Source organism: Streptomyces sp. NPDC102441 (assembly GCF_044765585.1).
Taxonomy (GTDB): Bacteria; Actinomycetota; Actinomycetes; order Streptomycetales; family Streptomycetaceae; genus Streptomyces.
This window is the reverse complement of sequence record NZ_JBIWKH010000006.1, coordinates 284531-299743: the sequence shown is the minus strand read 5'-3', so window position 1 is coordinate 299743 and position 15213 is coordinate 284531. Positions and strand designations below refer to the sequence as shown.

The 15213-nt window shown below is 71.6% G+C and carries 17 protein-coding genes and 1 riboswitch; of the genes, 9 read left to right on the top strand and 8 right to left on the bottom strand.

Going from position 1 to position 15213, the window contains the following annotated elements; all coding sequences use genetic code 11:
* Positions 1–27 precede the first annotated feature (27 nt).
* Positions 28–639: a TetR/AcrR family transcriptional regulator gene (locus tag ACIREO_RS15515; RefSeq protein ID WP_404109484.1), complete on the top strand. Its 612-nt coding sequence runs from the start codon at positions 28–30 to the stop codon at positions 637–639.
* 463 nt (positions 640–1102) lie between these two features.
* Positions 1103–2599 carry a phytoene desaturase family protein gene (locus tag ACIREO_RS15510; RefSeq protein WP_404109482.1) on the top strand — a complete coding sequence of 499 codons (1497 nt, stop codon included), beginning with the start codon at positions 1103–1105 and terminating at the stop codon, positions 2597–2599.
* Positions 2600–2654: 55 nt separating this feature from the next.
* Here ACIREO_RS15510 and ACIREO_RS15505 read toward each other — a convergent pair whose 3' ends face one another.
* The 6 genes from ACIREO_RS15505 to ACIREO_RS15480 all read right to left on the bottom strand — a co-directional run bounded on the left by ACIREO_RS15505 (position 2655) and on the right by ACIREO_RS15480 (position 7546).
* Positions 2655–3608, bottom strand: coding sequence for a hypothetical protein (locus ACIREO_RS15505; RefSeq protein WP_404109479.1), 954 nt, complete (start codon positions 3606–3608; stop codon positions 2655–2657).
* 50 nt (positions 3609–3658) lie between these two features.
* Complete coding sequence (gene metF, locus ACIREO_RS15500) at positions 3659–4576, bottom strand: methylenetetrahydrofolate reductase [NAD(P)H] (protein ID WP_404109476.1); 918 nt, start codon at positions 4574–4576, stop codon at positions 3659–3661.
* Positions 4577–4714: 138 nt separating this feature from the next.
* Entirely contained in the window at positions 4715–5365 is a 651-nt protein-coding gene (gene thiE, locus ACIREO_RS15495) for a thiamine phosphate synthase (RefSeq protein WP_404109473.1), read from the bottom strand.
* Positions 5366–5518: 153 nt separating this feature from the next.
* Positions 5519–5884 (bottom strand): Rv2175c family DNA-binding protein, encoded by a 366-nt coding sequence (locus ACIREO_RS15490; RefSeq protein ID WP_404109470.1) that lies wholly within the window; start codon positions 5882–5884, stop codon positions 5519–5521.
* 62 nt (positions 5885–5946) lie between these two features.
* On the bottom strand, positions 5947–7176 hold the full coding sequence (locus ACIREO_RS15485; protein ID WP_404109468.1) for an NAD(P)/FAD-dependent oxidoreductase: 1230 nt from the start codon (positions 7174–7176) through the stop codon (positions 5947–5949).
* 28 nt (positions 7177–7204) lie between these two features.
* Entirely contained in the window at positions 7205–7546 is a 342-nt protein-coding gene (locus ACIREO_RS15480; RefSeq protein ID WP_404109465.1) for a hypothetical protein, read from the bottom strand.
* A gap of 51 nt (positions 7547–7597) precedes the next feature.
* A riboswitch (TPP riboswitch) is annotated at positions 7598–7710 on the top strand.
* On the opposite strand from ACIREO_RS15480, the gene thiO reads away from it, so the two are divergent.
* The 6 genes from thiO (at position 7708) to ACIREO_RS15450 (ending at position 13469) form a co-directional block, all read left to right on the top strand.
* Positions 7708–8940 (top strand): glycine oxidase ThiO, encoded by a 1233-nt coding sequence (thiO, locus tag ACIREO_RS15475; protein WP_404109463.1) that lies wholly within the window; start codon positions 7708–7710, stop codon positions 8938–8940. Its footprint overlaps the riboswitch before it by 3 nt.
* Complete coding sequence (thiS, locus tag ACIREO_RS15470) at positions 8937–9173, top strand: sulfur carrier protein ThiS (RefSeq protein ID WP_404109460.1); 237 nt, start codon at positions 8937–8939, stop codon at positions 9171–9173. The genes thiO and thiS overlap by 4 nt, the downstream gene beginning before the upstream one ends.
* Before the next feature lie 2 nt (positions 9174–9175).
* A complete protein-coding gene (locus ACIREO_RS15465) occupies positions 9176–9970 on the top strand; it encodes a thiazole synthase (protein WP_404109458.1) in 795 nt (264 codons plus the stop codon).
* Positions 9971–10098: 128 nt separating this feature from the next.
* A complete protein-coding gene (gene pknB / locus ACIREO_RS15460) occupies positions 10099–12021 on the top strand; it encodes a Stk1 family PASTA domain-containing Ser/Thr kinase (RefSeq protein ID WP_404109456.1) in 1923 nt (640 codons plus the stop codon).
* A 25-nt stretch (positions 12022–12046) separates the two neighbouring features.
* Complete coding sequence (locus ACIREO_RS15455; protein WP_404109453.1) at positions 12047–12904, top strand: deoxyribonuclease IV; 858 nt, start codon at positions 12047–12049, stop codon at positions 12902–12904.
* Between the two features lie 73 nt (positions 12905–12977).
* Positions 12978–13469, top strand: a complete 492-nt coding sequence (locus ACIREO_RS15450; RefSeq protein ID WP_404109450.1) for a DUF4396 domain-containing protein — start codon at positions 12978–12980, stop codon at positions 13467–13469.
* A 17-nt stretch (positions 13470–13486) separates the two neighbouring features.
* Here the strand turns inward: ACIREO_RS15450 and ACIREO_RS15445 are convergent, their stop codons facing one another.
* Positions 13487–14119 (bottom strand): sulfite oxidase-like oxidoreductase, encoded by a 633-nt coding sequence (locus ACIREO_RS15445; protein ID WP_404109447.1) that lies wholly within the window; start codon positions 14117–14119, stop codon positions 13487–13489.
* Positions 14120–14274: 155 nt separating this feature from the next.
* Between ACIREO_RS15445 and bfr the strand changes: the two genes are divergently transcribed.
* Positions 14275–14754, top strand: a complete 480-nt coding sequence (gene bfr, locus ACIREO_RS15440; RefSeq protein ID WP_404109444.1) for a bacterioferritin — start codon at positions 14275–14277, stop codon at positions 14752–14754.
* 44 nt (positions 14755–14798) lie between these two features.
* Here bfr and ACIREO_RS15435 read toward each other — a convergent pair whose 3' ends face one another.
* Entirely contained in the window at positions 14799–15068 is a 270-nt protein-coding gene (locus ACIREO_RS15435) for a bacterioferritin-associated ferredoxin (RefSeq protein WP_404109442.1), read from the bottom strand.
* Between the last annotated feature and the right edge of the window lie 145 nt (positions 15069–15213).

Here is a 15213-nt window from a genome sequence, read left to right as displayed (position 1 = left end):
GCGCCGGGACCTGTGAGAATCAAGGGCATGGACAGCAGTAGCAGCACGCGCCGCCAGGTCACCCGGCAGAAGCTCTACGAGGCGGCGGTGACCCTCATCGCGGAGAAGGGGTTCTCCGCGACGACGGTGGACGAGATCGCCGAACGCGCCGGGGTGGCCAAGGGCACGGTCTACTACAACTTCAAGAGCAAGACCGAGCTGTTCGAGGAGCTGCTGCGGCACGGCGTCGGGCTGCTCACGCAGTCGCTGCGTTCCGCCGCCGAATCGGCGGAGGCGCGCGGAGGCACCCGTGTGGAGGCGCTGGACGCGATGATCAGGGCCGGTCTGGTCTTCATCGACCGCTACCCGGCCTTCACCCAGCTCTACGTCGCCGAACTCTGGCGCACCAACCGTGCCTGGCAGTCGACCCTCCTGGTGGTCCGCCAGGAGGCCGTGGCCGTAGTAGAGGGAGTGCTCAGGGAAGGCGTCGCGGGCGGCGAGCTCAGCGAGGAGATCGACATCCAGCTGACGGCCGCCGCGCTGGTCGGGATGGTCCTGGTGGCGGCTCTCGACTGGCAGGCGTTCCAGCCCGAGCGGACGATCGACGACGTGCACTCCGCCCTGTCCCTGCTGCTGCACGGGCGGGTCAGCGGGCGCTGAGGCGGGCCCGCGCACGGAAGACGCCGGTCCGGTGGAATTCGATCCCCCCGAATTCCACCGGACCGGCGTCCGTACACCTCCGCGGAGCCCTCCCCCGTGACCCCGTGTCCCCCGTGGTCCCGGAGCTCCGCGTCTGCGCCCCCGTTGCGTCCGGGGTGCCGCGCCGTTCCGCCGCCCCGTGCCGGCGGTCCGGGCGCCGCGCCCCTTCCGTGGTCTCCACTCTTCCGTCTGTGCAGGTGAGGGCCTATCCGCATCCCTACTCATCTCCCGCACTAGGTAGAGATACTCAGCCCTGCGCGGAAGGGCCCACCCGGGTGCCCCCCGGGTGTCCCCCCGGTGTCCCCCGGCTGGTCACGATCGCGTCCATGCCGGTACTCCCCCTGTGTTCACGAGCCGCTGGGCGAGGCGGGCAGGCACCGGCCTCACGAATGACGTGCCGGTGGCACCCCTTAGGGTCACTGGCATGGCACGAATTGCGGTGATCGGCGCCGGGACCGGCGCGATGGCGGCGGCTGCCCGGCTCTCCGTGGCAGGCCACCGGGTGACGGTGTACGAGCGGTCGGAGACACACGGCGGCTCGCTCGGCCGGTATGCGCGTGACGGCTTCGTCTTCGACACCGGCCCAGGGCTGCTGCACCTGCCGGCGGTCTACCGCGACCTGTTCGTGAAGACGGGCAAGGAAAGCCTGGAGCAGTGCGTCACGCTCACCCAGGTCGACCCGTCGAGCCGCCATCTCTTCGCGGACGGCACCGCGGTCTCCCTGCCCAACGCCTCACGGGCCGGGGTCGTCGGCGCACTGGACCGGGCCCTCGGCGAGGGCGCCGGAGCCCGGTGGGGGGATTTCCTGGACCGGGCGGGAACCGCCTGGGACCGGTCGCGCAGGCCACTGCTGGAGGAGCCGCTGCCCGAGGACCGGCAGATGCTGGGCCGCGATCCCTACCCCGCGGTGCGCCGGCGCAGGCTGCTCCGCGCCGCCCAGGAGGCGGCGACGGTGGCGGAGGTGGGCGCCTGGGAGCTGGCGGACCCCCGTCTGACGGCCCTGCTCGACGGCTACGCCCTGTCGTACGGGCTCGACCCGCGCCGCGCCCCGGCCGCCGCGGCCCTCCTGCCGTACATGGAGGAGACCTTCGGCACGTGGTACGTCGCCGGGGGCATGCGCGCGCTGGCCGACGCGGTGTACGAGCGGTGTCTGGCCCGCAGGGTGGAGTTCGTCTTCGGCGCCGAGGCGGTCCGGGTGTCCGAGAAGGACGGGCGGGCGGCAGGGATCGAGCTGGCGGACGGCGGGAGCGTGGAGGCCGATCATGTGGTCCTGGGCGCGCAGCCGGCGCCCGGGCTCCTGCCCTTCGGGGAGGAGCGGCCCGCCGGGGCGGACACGGCTCCGGTGCCGGGCCGCTTCCTCGTCCTGCTGTCGCTGCGCGGCGCCCGGGAGACCGGCGCCGCGCACCGGACCGTGGTGCACGCCATGGACCCGGGCGCGGAGCAGGAGGCGGTGTTCGGCGGCCGGACGGCGGAGCGGCCCACGGTCACGGTGCTGCGCCCCGACGACCCCGCCACCCGCCCCGACGAGGAGCACGAGGCGGTGACCCTGATGGTGACGGTGGCGCCGCACGGTCCGGTCGACTGGACGGACGCGGCGCTGCGCGAGCGGTTCGCGGACGAGGTGATCGGCCGGGCCGCGGAGGCCGTTCCCGGCCTCCGCGAGCGGATGGTCCACGCCGAGGTGCGTACGCCGGCCGAGACCGCGGCCTGCACCGGGGCCGAGGGCGGTTCGGTGCCGGCGCCTGCCCTGGCCGGGGCGCGGGGCGCGTATCTGCGCTCCGGGAACCGCACCCCGCTGCCCGGCCTGTATCTGGCCGGCGGCTGGGCCCACCCCGGCGGCGGAACGGCCCACGCGGGGATGTCGGGTGCCCTGGTCGCGGGACTCGTCGTGGAGGGTGACGGCTTCCGCGGCTCCCGGTGACTCCACGGCCGTCGCGCCGCGGCCGGCCGTCGGGTCCCGACGGCCGGCCGGCCGCTCAGTAGCGGTACTGCTCGTTCTGTCCGGTGTCGTACCCGTTGCCGTACGGCGCCTGGACGGGTGTTTCCGGCGGCATCGGGGGGTACTGGTCATCCTCGCGCTGCTGCGGGACCCAGACGCCGCCCGGCGGCGTGTCGGTGTACTGCCCGGTGTACGGGTCCGCAGGCGGCTGCCCGGCGCCGTAGGAGGGGTCGTAGCCGCCGTAGCTGTCGTACGCCGCGTACTGCCCCGTGTCCGCGTACTGCCCCGTGCCCGCGGCCTGGTCCGTGCCCCCGGTGGCGCCTGTGCCGATGTAGGGGTCGGAGTAGGGGGCGTACCCGGTCTGGTCCGTCCCGTAGTCGTACTGGCCGGCGTAGGCGCCCTGGTCCTGGTGCGTGTCCTGGCTCCCGTAACCCGCCTGACCGCCGTAGGGGTCCTGGGGCGGCGGCTGGCCGTAACCGGTGTACGGGTCGTAGCCGGCGTACTGCGGCTGCGGTTCGCCGTGCTGGTCCTGCCCGCTGTCGCGGCCCGCCGGCGCGGGGTCGGTGTAGATGCCGTACTGCCCGGTGTCGTCGGGCAGCGGCTCCGGTGCGTAGACCGCCGAGGGGGCCGCCTCCGCCTGCTGTTCCGCCCCCTCGTACTCCAGGTCGGAGACCTCGAGTGTGGGCTTCTGGCCGCCCTGGCCGCCGGACCCGCGCCGCCGGCGGCTCTCACCCGGTTTGCCGCCCACGGCCCATCCCGTCGAGAAGCCGCGCCGGAAGGAGAGCGTCACATATGTCTGGCCCGTCGCGAAGGCGATCGCCCCGAGGACGATCACCGGCACGGAGGGGATCAGGACACCGAGGACCACGACGAGGAAGCCGGCGAAGGCGAGCAGCCGCCAGCGCAGGCGTGCCTTGTACTGCAGGAGCACCTCGCCCAGCAGCCACAACGCCACAATGCCGAATGCGATGTAGAGGACCGTCCAGCCCACGCCCGCCCCCTCCTACGGCCACCGCCCCGGTTGGTGGCGGGTACGGCCGGTCAGGACTGCTTGTGCAGTCCGAGATTCTCGTAGATCTCGAGTGTCGCCGTCGAGTTGTTGAGCGTGATGAAGTGCAGCCCCGGGACACCCTCGGAGAGCAGTTTCGCGCAGAACTCCGTGGCGAACTCGATGCCAATGGAGCGTACAGCCGCCGGGTCGTCCTTCGCGGCGAGGATGCGTTCTTTCAGTGCGGAAGGCAGGGACGCGTTGCTGAGCTGTGCGAATCTCTCCAGCTGTCTGACGCTGGTGAGGGGCATGACCTCGGGAATGACCGGGGTGTCGCAACCCGCAGCGACCACGCGGTCACGCATCTGCAGATAGCTTTCCGGGTGGAAGAACATCTGGGTGATCGCGTAGTCGGCACCGGCGCGGCACTTGTCCACGAAATGACTGATGTCGGAGTCCCAGTCGGCGGACCGCGGATGCATTTCGGGAAAAGCCGCGACGCCGACGCAGAAATCGCCGGCCTCCTTGATCAGCCGGACGAGATCCGCCGCGTACCGCACGCCCTGCGGGTGCTCGACCCACTCACCCATCGGGTCGCCGGGCGGGTCTCCGCGCACCGCGAGGATGTTGCGGATGCCGGCGTCGGCGTACTGCCCGACCATGTTGCGCAGCTCGGCCACGGAGTGGTCGACGGCGGTGAGGTGGGCGACCGGCGTGAGCGTGGAGTCCGCGGCGATCTGCTGGGTCGCCCGGACCGTCCCGGCGCGGGTCGAACCACCGGCCCCGTACGTCACGGAGACAAAGCTCGGTCCCACCGCCTCGACCCGGCGCAGGGCGTTCCAGAGGTTCCGCTCGCCCTTCTCGGTCTTGGGCGCCCAGAACTCGAACGAGAACGACGTCTCGCCGGTCGCGAGCAGCTCACGCACGGTGCGCGCGTGATCTGTCCTGGTGGAAGATGTGCCAAGGGCCATACTGGGAGGTTAACCAGGGCCCGGCGGTACCCCAACCAGAGCGAGCGAATTGACCGGAATGAGGCGGGTTTTGTCCACCCTTCGGACACCCCCGGGCACCCCCGGGCACCCCTTCGGACGCCCTCGGAGCTTCCCTGGTCAGGCGGTGCGCGCCCGGACACGCCGTGCGAGCGCTGCGGCCGCATCGGCCGGATCCGCGGCCTCGGTGACGGCCCGCACGACGACGACGCGACGGGCGCCGGCGTCCAGCACCTCGTCCAGATTGCCGGCGTCGATCCCGCCGATGGCGAACCACGGCCGCGTCGTGCCGAGCGAGGCGGCGTAACGCACGAGGCCGAGGCCCGGGGCGTGCCGGCCGGGCTTGGTCGGGGTGGGCCAGCAGGGACCCGTGCAGAAGTAGTCGACGCCCGCCTCGGCGACGGCCGCGTCGACCTCTGCCTCGGCGTGGGTGGAGCGGCCGATCACCACATCGCCGCCGATGACGGCGCGGGCGGCCGGCACCGGCAGGTCGCCCTGCCCCAGGTGCAGCACGTCGGAGCCGATGGCATGGGCGACATCGGCCCGGTCGTTCACCGCCAGGAGCGCTCCATGGCGCTTACAGGCGTCGGCGAACACCGCGAGGTGTTCGAGCTCCTCGGCGGCCTCCATGCCCTTGTCCCGGAGCTGCACGATGTCCACGCCGCCGGACAGCACGGCGTCGAGGAACTCGGGGAGGTCCCCCTGCCGCTTGCGGGCGTCCGTGCACAGATAGAGCCGGGCGTCGGAGAGCCGGTCGCGGAGCGTGGACATGAAGATTTCCCCCGTGGGTACGTCGGTGCGTCGTCGGACACTGATGCGCCGGGAACTCGCCCGTACGCCGGTGGATCGCCGTGCCGACAGGCCGGTTGCAGCGGGGTACGGGCCGTGTGTGCCACGGCCCGTACCCCGCTCACGGTCGTCCGGTCAGACAGCGAGCGCCTGGGCGCGGCGCTTCACCTCCGTACCGCGATTCTCGCTCAGGGCCTGCGCGGGGGTGCCGGGCAGGGTCGGGTCGGGGGTGAAGAGCCAGTCCAGCATCTCTTCGTCGTTGTAGCCGTCGTCCCTCAGGAGCGTCAGGGTCCCTACGAGACCCTTGACCACCTTGTCGCCGTCGATGAAGGCGGCAGGCACCTGGAGCGCCCGGTTCGCACCACGTCGTACGGCGATCAGCTGGCCTTCCTTGACCAGCTGCCGTACGCGCGTCACCTCGACATCGAGCATTTCCGCGATATCGGGAAGGTGGAGCCATGCGGGGACGAGAGCATCGATCTTTGCGTCAATCTCGGTCACAGGGACAAGCGTGCCATCCCGGACCGACAGTCGGTAGCCGGGCCGGGCGTACGAGGCCGTGCCTACCCCTCGAGCACCGTCGATTTCAGCGGTACGGAGGAGTCGGCGGCCCGCGCCGGATCGATCCGCGCCCCCGCCTCGACGAGCTTGCGCCCCTGCGCCAGGTCGCGGGGCCTGCTGACGGCCAGCACGGCGACGAGGGCCCCTTGACGCAGCCAGCAGACCGTCCAGGACGGGTCCGCCGGGTCGCCCCGCCACAGCAACGTGTCCGCACCGGCGTGATGACCGGCGTACTGCACGAAGCGGCCGAACTGCTCGGACCAGAAGTAGGGCACCGGGTCGTACGTCCGGGGCACACCGTCCGCGAGGGCGGCGGCGACCGTCCGTGGCCCCTGGAGGGCGTTGTCCCAGTGGTGGACCAGGAGCCGCTCCCCGTAGCGGGCGGACGGGAAGGAGGCGCAGTCGCCCACCGCGTGGACATCGGGCAGCGAGGTGCGCAGCGAGCTGTCCGCGGTGACCGAGCCGTCCGGGCCCAGCGCGATGCCGGAGCCCGCGAGCCACGCGGTGGCGGGCCTCGCGCCGATGCCGACGACCACCGCTCCGGCGGGGATCACACGGCCGTCCGCGAGATGGACGGCTCCCTGTTCGATGCGGGCGACCCGGGCGCCGGTGAGGAGTTCGGCTCCGCTCTCGGCGTACCAGGCGCTCATCGGCTCGGCGACCTCGGCGGGCATCGTGCCCGCCAGGGGACGGTCGGCGGCCTCCACGACGGTGACCGCGCAGCCGGCCGCGCGGGCCGCCGTGGCGAACTCGGCGCCGATCCAGCCCGCTCCGACGACGACCACGTCGTGCTGCCGCTCCAGGACCGGCCGCAGCCGTGCGGCGTCGTCGAGGGTGCGCAGCAGATGGACGCCTGGCACACCCTCGGAACCGGGCAGCGCGACGGGTTCAGCCCCGGTGGCGAGGACCAGCGCGTCGTACGCGACGGGCCCCTCCGGGGTGTCCAGCTCATGCTCCTCGGCGCGGAGGCCCGACACGTCGAGGCCCAGGCGCAGCGTGATGTCCAGGGCTTCGAAGTCGACGTCGAAGGCGGAGTCCTCCGCCTTGCCGAGCAGGACCGCCTTGGACAGGGGCGGTCTGTCGTACGGCTGGTGGGGTTCGGCACCGATCAGGGTGACCGGGCCCGTGAAGCCCTGTTCGCGCAGGGCCACGGCCGTCTGCACGCCGGCCATGCCCGCGCCCACGATCACGACTCCGCGCTCCGCCGCCGGGTCCAGTGTCTGCTCGCTCACCCGTCCACCCTCATCATCTGACGCTCCATCAGTCGGCGAGCTCCTCCACCACACTCGTCCCGCTGCCCTCCTGGGACTCCCATTCCCACTTCTCGTCCAGACGCACCCGCCCGTCGGGGAGCTCGGTGACGGTGGAGAGGCAGTGCCCCGAGGAGGTCGTCCCGTCCCGCTTGAGCTGGACGTACCTGAAGTCGAGGGTATCCGCCTCCCGGGTGCCGACGAGATGCCCTCGGACGACGTCGCCGCCCTCGTAGGCGGCCCATATCCGGCCGCCCCGCTGGTGGTAGGTGAATCGGGTCCGGGTCCCGACCTGGCCGGGGGCCTGGTCGGCGACCGGTGAGAGGACGAGTCCGTCGAGTGAACGGGCCACGCGTGCCGCTCCCTTACAGGCTGTGGGCGGTGGGGTTTAGGCTGGCCACCGTAAGGCACTCGCGGGAGTCCGGACGTACCGGGCTGAGAGGGAGGCTGGCCGGCCTCCGACCGTACGAACCTGATCCGGGTCATGCCGGCGAAGGGAGGGGCTGGACGCCCATGCGTATCTCCGCAAGCAGTTCCGACGTCCTGGTCGTCGGAGGCGGCATCATCGGTCTGGTGACCGCGTGGCGGTCGGCCCAGCACGGCCTTCGCACCACGCTGGCCGATCCCGCCCCGGGCGGCGGCGCCGCCCAGGTCGCGGCCGGGATGCTCGCCGCCGTCACCGAACTCCACTACGGCGAGCAGATGCTGCTCGGCCTCAACGTGGCCTCCGCCGCACGCTATCCGGCGTTCGTGGCCGAGCTGGAGGAGGCGAGCGGGCAGAAGACCGGCTTCCGCGCGTGCGGCACCCTTTCCGTCGCGCTGGACTCCGACGACAGGGCCCATCTGCGGGAGCTGCACGCGCTGCAGCAGCGTTCGGGGCTGGAGTCCGAGTGGCTCAGCGGCCGCGAGTGCCGCCGTCTGGAACCGATGCTCGCCCCCGGGGTACGCGGCGGGCTGCGCGTCGACGGCGACCACCAGGTGGACCCCAGGCGGCTCGCCTCGGCCCTGGTCACCGCCTGCGAGCGGGCCGGGGTGATGTTCCGCCGCGCCTGGGTCCAGCGGCTCTCGGTCACGGGCGGCCGTGCGACGGGAGCCGTCCTGGCCGACGGCACGGAGCTCGCCGCAGGCCAGGTGGTACTCGCCGGCGGCAGCCTCAGCGGCCGGCTCGAAGGGCTGCCCGAGGCAGTCGTCCCACCGGTACGCCCGGTCAAGGGGCAGGTGCTCCGGCTGACCGTGCCGCCCGCGTACGCCCCCTTCCTCAGCAGGACGGTGCGGGCCGTCGTGCGGGGCAGCCATGTCTATCTGGTCCCGCGGGCCAACGGCGAGCTGGTGGTCGGCGCGACCACGGAGGAGCTGGGCTGGGACACCACGGTCACCGCGGGCGGGGTGTACGAGCTGCTTCGGGACGCCCACGAGCTGATGCCCGGCATCACGGAGCTGCCGCTGACCGAGACCCGGGCCGGCCTTCGGCCCGCCTCGCCCGACAACGCGCCGCTGCTGGGGCCCACGGCACTGCCTGGCCTGCATCTGGCCACCGGGCACCACCGCAACGGGGTGCTGCTGACCCCCGTCACCGGCGATGTGATGGCCCACGTGCTGACCACGGGCGAGCTGCCCGAGCTGGGCCGGCCCTTCGCGCCGCGCCGCTTCGGCCCCGTCCCTCCGGAGAGCCCGCAGGCCTCCTCCCCCGAAGATTCCGAAGAAACAGAAGAAACCGCCCCCGCGCCGCAGGAGCAGCCCGTATGACACAGCCCGCGCCCGCCGCCGTCCCTGTTCCCGTCTCGGTGTCCGTCAACGGGGAGGGCCGCACCGTCCCCGCCGGCACCGCGCTCGACACCCTGGTCGCGGCGTTGACCACGGCGCCCTCCGGGGTCGCCGCCGCGGTCAACGAGGCCGTCGTCCCACGCGGTCGGTGGTCCGCCACCGTGCTCGCCGACGGCGACCGTGTCGAGGTGCTCACCGCGGTCCAGGGAGGCTGACCATGTCCGACGATCTCTTCACCCTCGGTTCCACCGCGTTCACGTCACGGCTGATCATGGGCACGGGCGGGGCGCCCAGCCTGGAGGTGCTGGAACGCTCCCTGGCCGCCTCGGGCACCGAGCTGACCACCGTGGCGATGCGCCGGCTCGACCCGACGGTGCAGGGTTCGGTGCTCTCCGTCCTGCGACGCCTCTCCATCCAGGTCCTGCCGAACACCGCGGGCTGTTTCACCGCGGGCGAGGCCGTGCTGACGGCCCGGCTGGCCAGGGAGGCGCTGGGCACCGACTGGATCAAGCTGGAGGTCGTGGCCGACGAGCGGACCCTGCTGCCCGACCCGATCGAGCTGCTGGACGCCGCCGAGATCCTGGTCGACGACGGCTTCACGGTCCTGCCGTACACCAATGACGACCCGGTCCTGGCCCGGAAGCTCCAGGACGTGGGGTGCGCGGCGATCATGCCGCTGGGCTCCCCCATCGGTTCAGGGCTCGGCATCCGCAACCCGCACAACTTCCAGCTGATCGTCGAGCAGGCCGGGGTCCCGGTGATCCTGGACGCCGGTGCCGGGACCGCGTCGGACGCGGCGCTGGCGATGGAGCTGGGCTGTGCCGCTGTGATGCTCGCCTCGGCGGTGACCCGGGCGCAGGAGCCCGAGCTGATGGCAGCGGCGATGCGGCACGCGGTGGACGGCGGACGTCTGGCGTACCGGGCGGGACGCATCCCGCGCCGCCATTTCGCCGAGGCGTCCTCGCCTGCGGAGGGCCGCGCGGTGCTGGATCCGGAGCGCCCGGCCTTCTGAGGACCGGGCACCGGCGGCGGTCCCGAGGTCACAGCACGTGCATGCCCCTGTCACGGCTCGGCACCGGAACGGCCCCCGGAGGACCCTGGGCCATCCGTGGTGTCCGTGGCAGCTCGTAGACTCGCCCTGTGGACACGACCCTCCAGGACCCCCTTGTCGGGCAGCTGCTCGACGGCCGCTATCGCATCGATGCGCGCATCGCCGTCGGCGGTATGGCCACGGTCTACCGGGCCGTGGACACCCGGCTCGACCGGGTGCTCGCCCTCAAGGTGATGCATCCTGCGCTGGCGACCGACGTGGCGTTCGTCGAGCGCTTCATCCGCGAGGCGAAGTCCGTCGCCCGGCTCGCCCACCCCAATGTGGTGGCCGTCTTCGACCAGGGCGCCCAGGGCGCGTATGTGTACCTCGCGATGGAGTACGTCGCCGGGTGCACCCTGCGCGATGTCCTGCGCGAGCGCGGGGCGCTGCAGCCCCGGGCGGCCCTGGACATCCTCGAACCGGTGCTGGCCGCCCTCGGCGCCGCGCACCGGGCGGGCTTCGTCCACCGCGACATGAAGCCGGAGAACGTCCTGATAGGGGACGACGGCCGGGTGAAGGTCGCCGACTTCGGTCTCGTACGCGCCGTGGGGACCGCCACGGACACCACCGGCTCCCTCCTGGGCACGGTCTCCTATCTCGCCCCGGAGCAGATCGAGCAGGGCACGGCCGACACCCGGTCCGACGTGTACGCCTGCGGTGTCGTGCTCTACGAGATGCTGACCGGAGACAAGCCGCACAGCGGGGACACCGCCGCCCAGGTCATCTACCAGCATCTGAACGAGGACGTCCCGGCGCCGTCCGGTGCCGTTCCTGGCCTGGCCGCCGGGCTGGACGAGCTGGTGGCCGCCGCGACGGCGCGCACGCCCGACGCCCGTCCGTCCGACGCGGTCGCCCTGCTCGCACGGTCCCGCGAGATACGGGCGGCCCTCACCGAGGAACAGCTCGACGCGATGCCCCCGCAGGCCCTCACGGAGGAACACGACGCCGCCGAGGACCGTACGAGCGTGATCCCCAGGGTGATCCCGGCCGGCCAGGGAACCGCGCACCACACCAGCCGGCTGGAGATGCCCCCGTCCGCACCCCAGGACCCCGCGCGCGGGCGGCTGGGGCGCTTCGCCGGCCGCGGCCGGCGCGGGACGATCGCCGTGCTCGTCGCCGTCCTGCTGGTGCTGGTGGCCGGTGCGGGCGTCTGGTACATCAACTCGGGCCAGTTCACCCGGGTGCCCTCCCTCCTGGGCCAGACGCAGAGCGCCGCCGAGAAGCGGCTCGCGGACGAGGGCCTCGACCTGAAGGGGGTCGAGCGCGCCTACAGCGACACGGTGAAGCGCAACACGGTGATCAGCAGCGATCCGGGCTCCGGCGAGCGGATCCGGGGCAACGACGCGGTGGGACTGGTGATCTCGCGCGGCCCGGAGATCGTGAAGGTCCCCGACGTCGAGAGCCTCGCACTCGCCGAGGCCCGGCGGGAGCTGAAGAAGTCGGGACTCGCGCCCGGCATGGTGACCAGGGAGTTCAGCGAGGAGATCGACCGGGGCAAGGTGATCCGTACGGATCCGCGGGCCGGCACGGAGCGCCATCCCGACTCGGCGGTCGCACTGGTCGTCAGCAAGGGCAGCCCCGTCGACGTGCCCGACGTCACCGGGCTCTCCGTGGAGGACGCCACGGCCGCTCTGGACGAGGCGGGTCTCGGGGCGAAGGTGCTGACCGACCGGGTCAACTCCCCCGAGGCGGAGGGCGAGATCGCCCGGCAGTCGCCCGGGAACGGCGCGGAGGCCGCCGAGGGCGACACCGTGGAGCTGACGGTCTCCAAGGGCCCGCGCATGCTCCTGGTCCCCGATGTCACGGGGAAGGACGTCGACGAGGCCCGGAGCGCACTGGAGGACGCGGGGTTCGAGGTCAAGGTCGAGCGCCCGTTCCTCTCCTTCAGCGACACCGTCGGGAAGCAGTCGGTCGAGGGCGGCGAGAAGGCCGCCGAAGGCTCAGCGATCACCATCAGGACCAAGGCCCTGTAGAAGACCCATCGAGGACTGGCGGCACATGCGCAACCCCATCGGCGGACACGTTCCCGTGGCCGGCGGACTCGCCAAGATCGGCCTCGGCTACGCCCGTGAGCTGGCGGCGGAGACCGTGCAGGTCTTCGTCGCCAATCCGCGTGGCTGGGCGACACCGCCCGGGAATCCGGCGCAGGACGAGCTGTTCCGCTCGGAGTGCGCGGCCGGCTCCGTTCCGGCGTACGTCCATGCCCCGTATCTGATCAACTTCGGCTCGCACACCGAGGCCACGGTCGAGCGGTCGGTCGTGTCGCTGCGCCACTCGCTGCGCCGGGCGCGGGAGATCGGCGCCCTGGGTGTGGTGGTGCACACCGGCTCGGCGACCGGCGGACGCCCTCGCGAGGTCGCCCTCGCCCAGGTGCGGGAGCACATGCTCCCACTGCTGGACGAGCTCGCCCATGACGACGATCCGTTCCTGCTGCTGGAGTCGACCGCCGGGCAGGGCTCGTCGCTCTGCTCGCGGACCTGGGACTTCGGCCCGTACTTCGAGGCCCTGGACTCCCACCCCAGGCTGGGCGTCTGCCTGGACACCTGCCACATCTACGCGGCGGGCCACGATCTGACCGGCCCCGCGGGCATGCGGCAGACCCTGGACCTGCTGGTGGACACGGTCGGCGGGAACAGGCTGAAACTGATCCACGCCAATGACTCCAAGGACGTGGTGGGCGCCCACAAGGACCGTCACGAGAACATCGGTGCGGGCCATATCGGTGCCGGGCCCTTCCGCGAGCTGTTCTCGCATCCGGCGACGGAGGGCGTGCCGCTGATCATCGAGACGCCCGGCGGCAAGGAAGGCCATGCGGCGGATGTGGCACGGCTGAAGGAACTCCGGGGCTCCCACTAGCCTGGAATACCCCAGGCGGGTATGTGGTTCCCCTCGGCGTCAGGGACCGCGAACCGGTTTTCGGGAGCTTCTCATGCGACACGAGGCACACGACCCACACCGCGCGCACGGCGAGGAGGGTGGCGGCGGCTCGACCTGGACCCTCGCCGCGCGCGCCACCCTGCACTGCCTCACCGGATGTGCGATCGGCGAGATCCTGGGCATGGTGATCGGTACGGCGCTCGGCTGGGGCAATGTGCCGACGATGGTGCTCGCGATCGTCCTGGCGTTCTTCTTCGGCTACGCGCTGACCCTGCGCTCGGTCGTGGGCGCCGGCCTCGGCCTCCGTGCGGCGGTCCGGGTCGCGCTGGCCGCGGACACCGTGTCCATCGCCGTGATGGAGCTGATCGACAACGGGGTCATCGCACTCTGGCCGGGCGCCATGGACTCCGGCCTCTCGGACGGGACGTTCTGGACCGCGCTGGCCCTCTCACTGGTGGCGGCCTTCCTCGTCACCACACCGGTCAACCGGTGGATGATCGGCCGTGGCAAGGGGCACGCGGTGGTGCACCGCTACCACCACTGACCGGCACGGCGAACACGTCAGAGTTCGGGGCCGTCCCCGGGCTCCTCCTGGTAGGAGTAGCGCTGCTCGCTCCACGGATCCCCGATGTTGTGGTAGCCGCGCTCCTCCCAGAACCCACGGCGGTCGGCCGACATGTATTCGATGCCGCGGACCCATTTGGGCCCCTTCCAGGCATACAGATGCGGTACGACCAGGCGCAGCGGGAATCCGTGTTCGGCGGTGAGCAGTTCGCCGTCCTTGTGCGTGGCGAACAGCGTCCGCTCCGACGTGAAGTCGTCGATCCGGAGGTTCGAGCTGAATCCGTATTCGGCCCAGACCATCACATGGGTGACATGGGGCGCCGGCGGCGCCAGTTCCACCACCTCGCGGGCCGGGATTCCGCCCCATTCGGCTCCGAGCATGCTGAATTTGGTCACGCAGTGGAGGTCGGCGAAGACCGAGGAGAAGGGAAGCGCCGTGAATTCCTGGTGATTCCAGCAGTGCTTCTCACCGTCGGCCGTGGCCCCGAAGACCCGGAACTCCCAGCGGTCCGGTTTGAACTTGGGCACGGGCCCGTAATGGGTGACCGGCCAGCCGCGCTGCAGCCGTTGCCCCGGTGGAAGCCCGGACTGCTCTGCTGTGCCGCGTTCCCGGCTTTCCGGCTGACCCATGCCTCCATGGTGACAGACAGCCAGGGGTGGTCATGACCAGGGGAGAGTCGATTCGGGCAACTCATACTAAGCATGCACTTACTGGACGGCTGCATGGCGCGATGCGAGGATGCGCGCAAACATGCCCAGTTCACCGGTTGGAAGGAGCCTCTGCGATGCAGGGCGACCCCGAGGTCCTCGAGTTCCTGAACGAACAGCTGACCGCCGAATTGACTGCCATCAATCAGTACTTCCTGCACGCGAAGATGCAGGAGAACTTTGGCTGGACAAAGCTCGCCAAGTACACGCGGGCCGAATCGTTCGACGAGATGAAGCACGCGGAGATCCTCACCGACCGGATCCTGTTCCTGGACGGCCTGCCCAACTATCAGCGGCTCTTCCATGTGCGGGTCGGCCAGACGGTCACCGAGATGTTCCAGGCGGACCGCCAGGTCGAGGTGGAGGCGATCGACCGTCTCAGGCGGGGCATCGAGGTGATGCGCGGCAAGGGCGACATCACTTCGGCGAATATCTTCGAGTCCATCCTCGAGGACGAGGAGCACCACATCGACTATCTCGACACCCAGCTGGAGCTGGTCGAGAAGCTCGGCGAGGCACTCTACATCGCCCAGCTGGTCGAGCAGCCGGACAGCTGATCCGCCGACGGCACCGATACGGCTCCACGGCCCGGGCAGGGTCCTCAGGCTGCGTCGGAGAGCCTGACGGCCGGGGTGCCGCCGAGAGCGACGGGCGCGCCGGCCGGGGCGCCCGTCGGCGCGGTGCGTCCCTCGACGAGGTCACGGCGCGGGCACTCGCCACGGCCGAGCAGCGCCTGGATCCTGCGGACACAGCCGCCGCAGTCGGTGCCGGCCTTGCAGGCGGAGGCGATCTGGCGAGGCGTGCACGCTCCGCCGTCCGCATGCTGCTTGACCTGGTCCTCCGTGATGCCGAAGCAGGAGCAGACGTACATGCGGTTCACCTCCCGACGGGTCGATCGCTGCGCCGTCCCGATTTCCCGGTGAGGCTAACCTAACCTTACCCGCGAGCTCCCGCACGCAAAAGCCCCGTTACGCACGTGGGGCACGGATCACATCGATCCGCGCCCCACGTGTGTC

Coding starts and splice junctions, on each gene's coding strand:
- ACIREO_RS15515 (WP_404109484.1), top strand. CDS start 28: ATGGACAGCAGTAGCAGCACGCGCCGCCAGGTCACCCGGCAGAAGCTC.
- ACIREO_RS15510 (WP_404109482.1), top strand. CDS start 1,103: ATGGCACGAATTGCGGTGATCGGCGCCGGGACCGGCGCGATGGCGGCG.
- metF (WP_404109476.1), bottom strand. CDS start 4,576: ATGGCCCTTGGCACATCTTCCACCAGGACAGATCACGCGCGCACCGTG.
- thiE (WP_404109473.1), bottom strand. CDS start 5,365: ATGTCCACGCTCCGCGACCGGCTCTCCGACGCCCGGCTCTATCTGTGC.
- thiO (WP_404109463.1), top strand. CDS start 7,708: ATGCGTATCTCCGCAAGCAGTTCCGACGTCCTGGTCGTCGGAGGCGGC.
- thiS (WP_404109460.1), top strand. CDS start 8,937: ATGACACAGCCCGCGCCCGCCGCCGTCCCTGTTCCCGTCTCGGTGTCC.
- ACIREO_RS15465 (WP_404109458.1), top strand. CDS start 9,176: ATGTCCGACGATCTCTTCACCCTCGGTTCCACCGCGTTCACGTCACGG.
- ACIREO_RS15455 (WP_404109453.1), top strand. CDS start 12,047: ATGCGCAACCCCATCGGCGGACACGTTCCCGTGGCCGGCGGACTCGCC.
- ACIREO_RS15450 (WP_404109450.1), top strand. CDS start 12,978: ATGCGACACGAGGCACACGACCCACACCGCGCGCACGGCGAGGAGGGT.
- ACIREO_RS15445 (WP_404109447.1), bottom strand. CDS start 14,119: ATGGGTCAGCCGGAAAGCCGGGAACGCGGCACAGCAGAGCAGTCCGGG.
- bfr (WP_404109444.1), top strand. CDS start 14,275: ATGCAGGGCGACCCCGAGGTCCTCGAGTTCCTGAACGAACAGCTGACC.
- ACIREO_RS15435 (WP_404109442.1), bottom strand. CDS start 15,068: ATGTACGTCTGCTCCTGCTTCGGCATCACGGAGGACCAGGTCAAGCAG.